Source organism: Paenibacillus sp., assembly GCF_031177825.1.
GTDB lineage: Bacteria > Bacillota > Bacilli > Paenibacillales > YIM-B00363 > Paenibacillus_AE.
The window spans coordinates 61,861-67,860 of the sequence record NZ_JAPSKE010000030.1 but is presented as its reverse complement, the minus strand read 5'-3'; the positions used below and the strand labels follow the sequence as shown (position 1 = coordinate 67,860).

Annotated in this window: 8 protein-coding genes; 4 read left to right on the top strand and 4 right to left on the bottom strand. The window is 60.9% G+C overall.

Going from position 1 to position 6,000, the window contains the following annotated elements; translation table 11 throughout:
• The first annotated feature begins 6 nt into the window (after positions 1-6).
• Entirely contained in the window at positions 7-90 is an 84-nt protein-coding gene (locus RIN49_RS24275) for an IS3 family transposase (protein ID WP_309122735.1), read from the top strand.
• A gap of 72 nt (positions 91-162) precedes the next feature.
• Here RIN49_RS24275 and RIN49_RS24270 read toward each other — a convergent pair whose 3' ends face one another.
• Positions 163-969 carry an NAD kinase gene (locus tag RIN49_RS24270; protein ID WP_309122732.1) on the bottom strand — a complete coding sequence of 269 codons (807 nt, stop codon included), beginning with the start codon at positions 967-969 and terminating at the stop codon, positions 163-165.
• A 95-nt stretch (positions 970-1,064) separates the two neighbouring features.
• Positions 1,065-2,297, bottom strand: a complete 1,233-nt coding sequence (ylbJ, locus tag RIN49_RS24265; protein WP_309122731.1) for a sporulation integral membrane protein YlbJ — start codon at positions 2,295-2,297, stop codon at positions 1,065-1,067.
• Positions 2,298-2,583: 286 nt separating this feature from the next.
• Between ylbJ and RIN49_RS24260 the strand changes: the two genes are divergently transcribed.
• Positions 2,584-3,297, top strand: coding sequence for a DUF2225 domain-containing protein (locus tag RIN49_RS24260; protein WP_309122730.1), 714 nt, complete (start codon positions 2,584-2,586; stop codon positions 3,295-3,297).
• Here the strand turns inward: RIN49_RS24260 and RIN49_RS24255 are convergent, their stop codons facing one another.
• Complete coding sequence (locus RIN49_RS24255; protein ID WP_309122729.1) at positions 3,298-3,492, bottom strand: YycC family protein; 195 nt, start codon at positions 3,490-3,492, stop codon at positions 3,298-3,300. It lies immediately after the preceding gene.
• 98 nt (positions 3,493-3,590) lie between these two features.
• Here RIN49_RS24255 and RIN49_RS24250 point away from each other — a divergent pair, with 98 nt between their 5' ends.
• Positions 3,591-5,381, top strand: coding sequence for a M3 family oligoendopeptidase (locus RIN49_RS24250; protein ID WP_309122728.1), 1,791 nt, complete (start codon positions 3,591-3,593; stop codon positions 5,379-5,381).
• Between the two features lie 38 nt (positions 5,382-5,419).
• Positions 5,420-5,638: a hypothetical protein gene (locus RIN49_RS24245; protein ID WP_309122727.1), complete on the top strand. Its 219-nt coding sequence runs from the start codon at positions 5,420-5,422 to the stop codon at positions 5,636-5,638.
• Positions 5,639-5,754: 116 nt separating this feature from the next.
• On the opposite strand, the gene RIN49_RS24240 is transcribed toward RIN49_RS24245, so the two are convergent.
• The gene (locus RIN49_RS24240) at positions 5,755-5,985 is read right to left on the bottom strand and encodes an alpha/beta-type small acid-soluble spore protein (RefSeq protein ID WP_309122726.1); all 231 of its coding nucleotides are present in this window, start codon (positions 5,983-5,985) and stop codon (positions 5,755-5,757) included.
• Positions 5,986-6,000: the final 15 nt, after the last annotated feature.

Genomic DNA, 6,000 nt, shown 5'->3' with positions numbered 1-6,000 from the left:
GAATATATCCATTTTTACAACCATCACAGACCACAAAGAAAGCTAAGCAAGCTGACGCCAGTAGAGTACCGACGTCAGCTTGCAGCCTAGGGCTTTCTTCGATGTCCATTAAAATGGGGCTTGACCACGCTCGGGGGAGGATTTTTTTTCGGCGGAAACGGGTTACTTCACCGTGTCGCCGACGAACGCTTCCTTCACCCGGTTCCAGAACGGGAAAGGGCGGTACCGCGCGAACGTCACCTTCTGCTCGGACACCGTGCCGCGAACGGAAAGCACCGAATCGTACGGGATCGCGAGGTGGTCGACCGTAATGAGCAGCTTCTGCTCCTTGCGCGGCTGAATGTCGCAATGATGGTGCTTCGGCAGGACGAGCGACGAGCCGACCGTCCGGTAGACGCGGTTGTTGATCGACGCGATCTCGGCGATCTGGATCGCTTCGAGCGACGGGTGCAGCAGCGCCCCGTTCAAGCTCTTATTGTAGGCCGTACTGCCCGAGGGCGTCGAGATACAGATGCCGTCGCCGCGGAACATCTCGAACGGCTTGTCGTTGATATTCAGCTGCGCGACGAGGGTCGCGTCGGCGCCTTTCAGCGTAAACTCGTTGAGCGCGAGATACGAATCGGTCCCGGCGCCGGTGGCGATCTCGATCTTCAGCAGCGGGTATTTCACGACGCGGTCCGCGAGGCCCCCGCCGTCGGCCATCAGCCGTACGAGCTCGGCGACTTCGTTCGGCTTCCAGTCGGCGTAGAAGCCGAGATGCCCGGTGTGGATGCCGACGAACGCGATGTCGTCGAGGCGCTCCCGAAACCGATGGAACGCGTGCAGCATCGTGCCGTCGCCGCCGATCGAGAGTACGACGTCGGGCGCCGTCTCGTCGCGGCGAAGTCCGCGCTCCGCGGCCAAACGTTCGAAGGTTTCCGTCAATTCGCGGGACAGGTCGTCGCCGCGGTCCATTACGCAGTAGTTCAAGTCGCACCTCCAGATGACACGAGAGAGACGAGAACCGCGGCGAACCGGCGGCGGGCCTCTCTTCCCCTCCATCATAATGGATGCGGCGAAGGAACTCAACGAAGGCGTACGAGCGGGCGCAGCAGCCGATAGACGACGTAGACGACCGGCACCGCGGCGAGCGAGATCAAGAAGGCGAGACCGGCGAACGGCGCGTACGCGGCGGCGGCGCTCCACCCGGACGGGGACGCGTCCGGGATCCAAGCGGCCGTCGAGTCCCGGAACGGCGCGAACAACGGCCAGGCGAAATACGCGATCGCGCCGGAGAACAAGGCTTGAAGGGCTTTCGCGACCGCATACTTGCCGTATCGGACGGGCATGTGCGATACGATGCTCATGATTTGGGCGTGCACGGACAGCCCCGCCCACGAAAGGCCGAACGAAGCGATCGCCACCTGCGCCTGCAAGGAGACGCCGGTCGCCGCGCCCGCCGTCTTCGCGCCGAGCGTCACCTCGAACAGGCCGTTCACGACGGCTTCGGCGAGCGGCGCGGGAATGGCGAACAGGCCGAGCGCGAACGCGACGATCCCTTGCATCGCGGTTACGACGCGGGCGAGCGTCAATACCTCGATCACGACGGAGAAGAAGACGACGAGTCCCCCGACCACGACGATCAAGCGAAGCCCCGAGCGGATGCCGTCCAGCAGCAGCTCGCCGAACGGACGCCCGTCCTTGAGTCGGGCGTCGTGCATCGCGTCGAAGGCGCGCAGCAGCAGCGGCCGCTTCGGCCCGCCGTCCTCCGCCGCGTTCGTTTCGGCCGGTTCCCCGCGGCTTTGCAGCCGCAGCAGCAGGCCGAGCAGGACGGCGCCGCCGTAATGCGCCGCGGCGAGCAGCGGCGCGAGCGTCGCGTCGTGGAAGAAGCCGACCGCGACGGCGCCGATCAGGAAGATCGGATCCGCCGTCGTCGTGAAAGCGACGAGACGCTCGCTCTCGCTGCGATTGACGAGCCGAGCGTCCCACAGTTGACTGGTCAGCCGCGCGCCGACGGGATAACCGGAGGCGAAACCCATGGCCATGACGAAGCCGCCCGGTCCCGGCAGACGGAAGAGCGGGCGCATCATCGGGTCGAGCAGCTTGCCGAAGAAGTGCACGATGCCGAAGCCGAGCATGAGCTCAGAGACGACGAAGAACGGGAACAGCGACGGAAACAACACGTCCCACCAGATGGCGACGCCCGTCAGACCCGCCTCGACGCTCTCCCGCGGGAAAGCCAGCACGAGGGCGAGGACGGCGAGAGACATCGCGGCCGGCGGAACGATGGAACGCAGTCGGATCGTATCGGAGCGCATGGGAACGGCTCACCTCCGTACCTCAATATATGCGGACGACCCTGCCGCAATGACGCGTCCCCTAGGCGGGAAAACCCCAAATATTCGGTGATTTCGCGGCTCCGATGTGGTATAATGTACCTACTGATCGCCATCGATGGGAGTGGTTCCTATGACCGGAGTCGTGGCAGGTTGTCTGGCTTGTCTCTTTATATGGGTCATTCGAGAGGCGCTGAAAGAACCATCTGAAGAAGAGTACAAGCATGAGCGGCACAGCAGAAGCTGACGAACGGAGGCGACGAACCGCATGGAGCCCTTATACCAGAAGGCCGTCGTATGTTTGCATTGCCGGCGGGAATTTCAGACGTCGCGCGTCCGGCCTAGCTTTAAGAAAGCAGTGAAGACCGATACCGATTTTTGCACTTATTATAAAGAAGGTCATGAGAATCCCGAGTTTTACGTCGTATGCGTCTGCCCGACCTGCGGCTTCGCTTCGACGGAGAGCTTCGCGCAATCGTTGAACGAGCGGCAGCGCGCCGCGTTCGGCGAGAAGGTGACGGCGACGTGGTCGATGAGGGACTTCGGCGGCAAGCGGACGATGACGGACGCGATGTTCGTCTATAAGCTGGCGCTGCTCAGCGCGCAGGCAGTCGGCGAGCGCCCGCGCGTCGTGGCGGGCATCCTGCATCACATCGCTTGGCTGTACCGTTACCAAGGCGACGAAGAAGGGGAGCAGCGGTTTCTCCGGTACGCGCTGGAGCAATACGTGAAGGTGTACGAAACCGAAGGGGCCGAGATGAACGGCGCGAGGCTGATGTACTTGATCGGCGAGCTTCATCGGCGCCTTAAGGAGTATTCGGACGCGGTGAAGTGGTTTTCGAGAGTGATCAACGATAAGCGGATCATGGACGCGGGAATGATCCGGGCATGCAGGGAAGGATGGGCGACCGTCCGGGACGATATGCTCGCCGCGAAGATGGAGTTGCCGGAAGAGATGCGTCAGAGCGCAGGGAAGAGGTAGTTACTCTCCCTTGCGCTCTTCTTTCTTTTCCGGGGCTTCCGTAGCTTCAGAGGCCTCCGACGCTTCGGACTTGGCCAGCTCGGCGAGCTTCGCGAGCAGAATGTGCTGCGGCATATGCATAAGATGTTCCAACGGGACGTTCAGCTTGGCCGCCAGCTTGACGGCGGTATCCGGCGAAATTTGCAGCGGACGCATAAATACCAATCCTTTCCCAATCATGATATAGTTAGTTTTAGTTTACGTATTGACCAGTGTAATATCAAACGAAACCCGTACGAAGGAGCAAATGTCATATGTCGAATGCGAACCGTCTTCCCGATACGTGGGACTTGGACGTCATCTTTCCGGGAGGAAGCGACTCTCCGGAATTCGCCGAATTTCTCCGAGCGCTGGAACAGGACATCGACGGCTTCGGCGAACGGGTGCGTCTCGCGGCGGACGCGAAGCCGCTGGGCGCCGAGACGCTGGAGTCGCTGACGGGCGAGTTCCAGTCGCTGCAGGCCCGCTTGATCGAAGCCGAGGCGTTCGCGAGCTGCCTCGCGTCGGCCAACCAGAAGGACAAGAAAGCCGTCGCGCTCGGCTCGGCGATCCGGTCGCTCGCGGCCGCGTTCGAGTCGCAGCTGACGCGATTCGATCTCGTGCTGACGACAACGCCGCAAGACGCTTGGGACGAGTGGATGCGGCGTCCGTCGCTCGCGCCCGTCGCGTTCCCGCTCACCGAACGGCGGACGCAAGCGCTCGAGAAGATGAGTCCGGAGCTCGAGACGCTGCTGAACGATCTAGCCGTCGACGGCTATCACGGCTGGTCCGAGCTGTACGACACGACGGTCAGCCTGCTGGAGGTGCCGTTCCAGGAAGAGAACGGGGATACGACGATGCTATCCGCCGGCCAGGCGCAGAACAAGCTGTACCATCCGTCGAAGGAAGTGCGGGACCGGACGTTCGTGGCCTGGGAGAACGCTTGGGAGAAGCATGCCGACTATTGCGCGCAGGCGCTGAACCATCTCGGCGGCTTTCGCCTGCAGACCTACAAGCATCGCGGGTGGGACTCCGTCCACAAGGAACCGTTGGACTTGAATCGGATGTCCCCGGAGACGCTCGACAGCATGTGGAGCGCGATCGAGCGCAATCGATCGTTCCTGCTCGACTATTTCGCCAAGAAGGCGGAGCTGCTCGGCATCGACAAGCTCGGATGGACGGATCTCGACGCGCCGATCGGCAAGGCGGGCGAGAAGATCGCGTTCGACGACGGCGCGGCGCTCATCATCGACCAGTTCCGCCGATTCGGGCCGAAGCTGGCCGACTTCGCGGCCATGACGTTCCGGGACCGCTGGATCGAGGCGGAGGATCGCCCGGGCAAGCGGCCGGGAGGGTTCTGCACGTCGTTCCCGATGAAGAAGCAGTCCCGCATCTTCATGACGTACGAAGGCTCGATGACGAACGTCTCGACGCTGGCGCACGAGCTCGGGCACGGGTTCCATACGCATGTCATGTACGATCAGCCGCAGCTGACGCAAAACTATGCCATGGGCGTCGCGGAGACGGCGTCGACGTTCGCGGAGATGATCGTATCCGACGCGACGATTCGGTACGCGAGGGACCGCGAGACGAAGCTCGCGCTGCTCGACGACAAAATTCAGCGTTCGGTCGCGTTCCTCATGAACATTCATGCGAGATTCCTGTTCGAGACGAATTTCTACGAGGAGCGCAAGCGCGGCACCGTCGGCGCCGAGCGCCTGAACGCGCTCATGGTCGACGCGCAGAAACAAGCGTTCCACGATTCGCTTGCGTCGTATCACCCGCATTTCTGGGCGTCCAAGTTACACTTTTACATTACGGAAGTTCCGTTTTATAATTTTCCATATACGTTCGGCTATTTGTTCAGCACGGGCATCTATGCGACGGCCTCGGGAGAAGGCGCGAATTTCGAGGATCGGTACGTCGCGCTGCTTCAAGATACCGGACGCATGAGCGTCGAATCGCTCGCGAAGAAACATCTGAACGTCGATTTGACGAAACCGGACTTCTGGGAACGTTCGGTGGCGTTAATGAAGAAGGACGTCGAGGATTTCTTGGCGCTGTAAAGATCCGGCGGGCGATATCATCGGAGGTGGATGGACGAGTGGATCTGCAAAACTGCGGACGCTGCGGAACGTTGTATGTACGGCAAAAGTCGCAATTTTGCGCGGAGTGTACCAAATGGTTCGCGGATACGTACGGGGAAATCAGAGACTACTTGCGGACTCATCCGAATCGCACGTTATGGGACGTGCACGTCGACTTGAACATTCCGTTGTCGGTCGTGCAGCAAGTGATCAAGTATACGGAAGAACAAGGGTAAACGGTCGGCCGTGTATCGTAGGTCGGTTATATCCGAAGGATATACGCTCCGAATCGCCAAGAAAAAAAGTGACTATGTCTCCATAGTCACTTTCCCTCGTAAGTACTTCCGCCGGATTAGCGGCGGGATTGGCTTTGGCCGGCCAAGGACTGCTCGGCGATTTGCACGAGGCGGCGAGTAATGTGACCCCCGATCGCACCGGTGTCGCGGGTCGCCATGTAACCGTAGTAGCCGTCTTGAGGAATCGAGATGCCGAGTTCCTGAGCGACTTCATACTTCAGTTGTTCCAAAGCTTGGTTCGCTTGAGGCACGACCAACGTGTTGGAGCTTTTAGAACCTGTACCCATGAGTGATCACCTCCC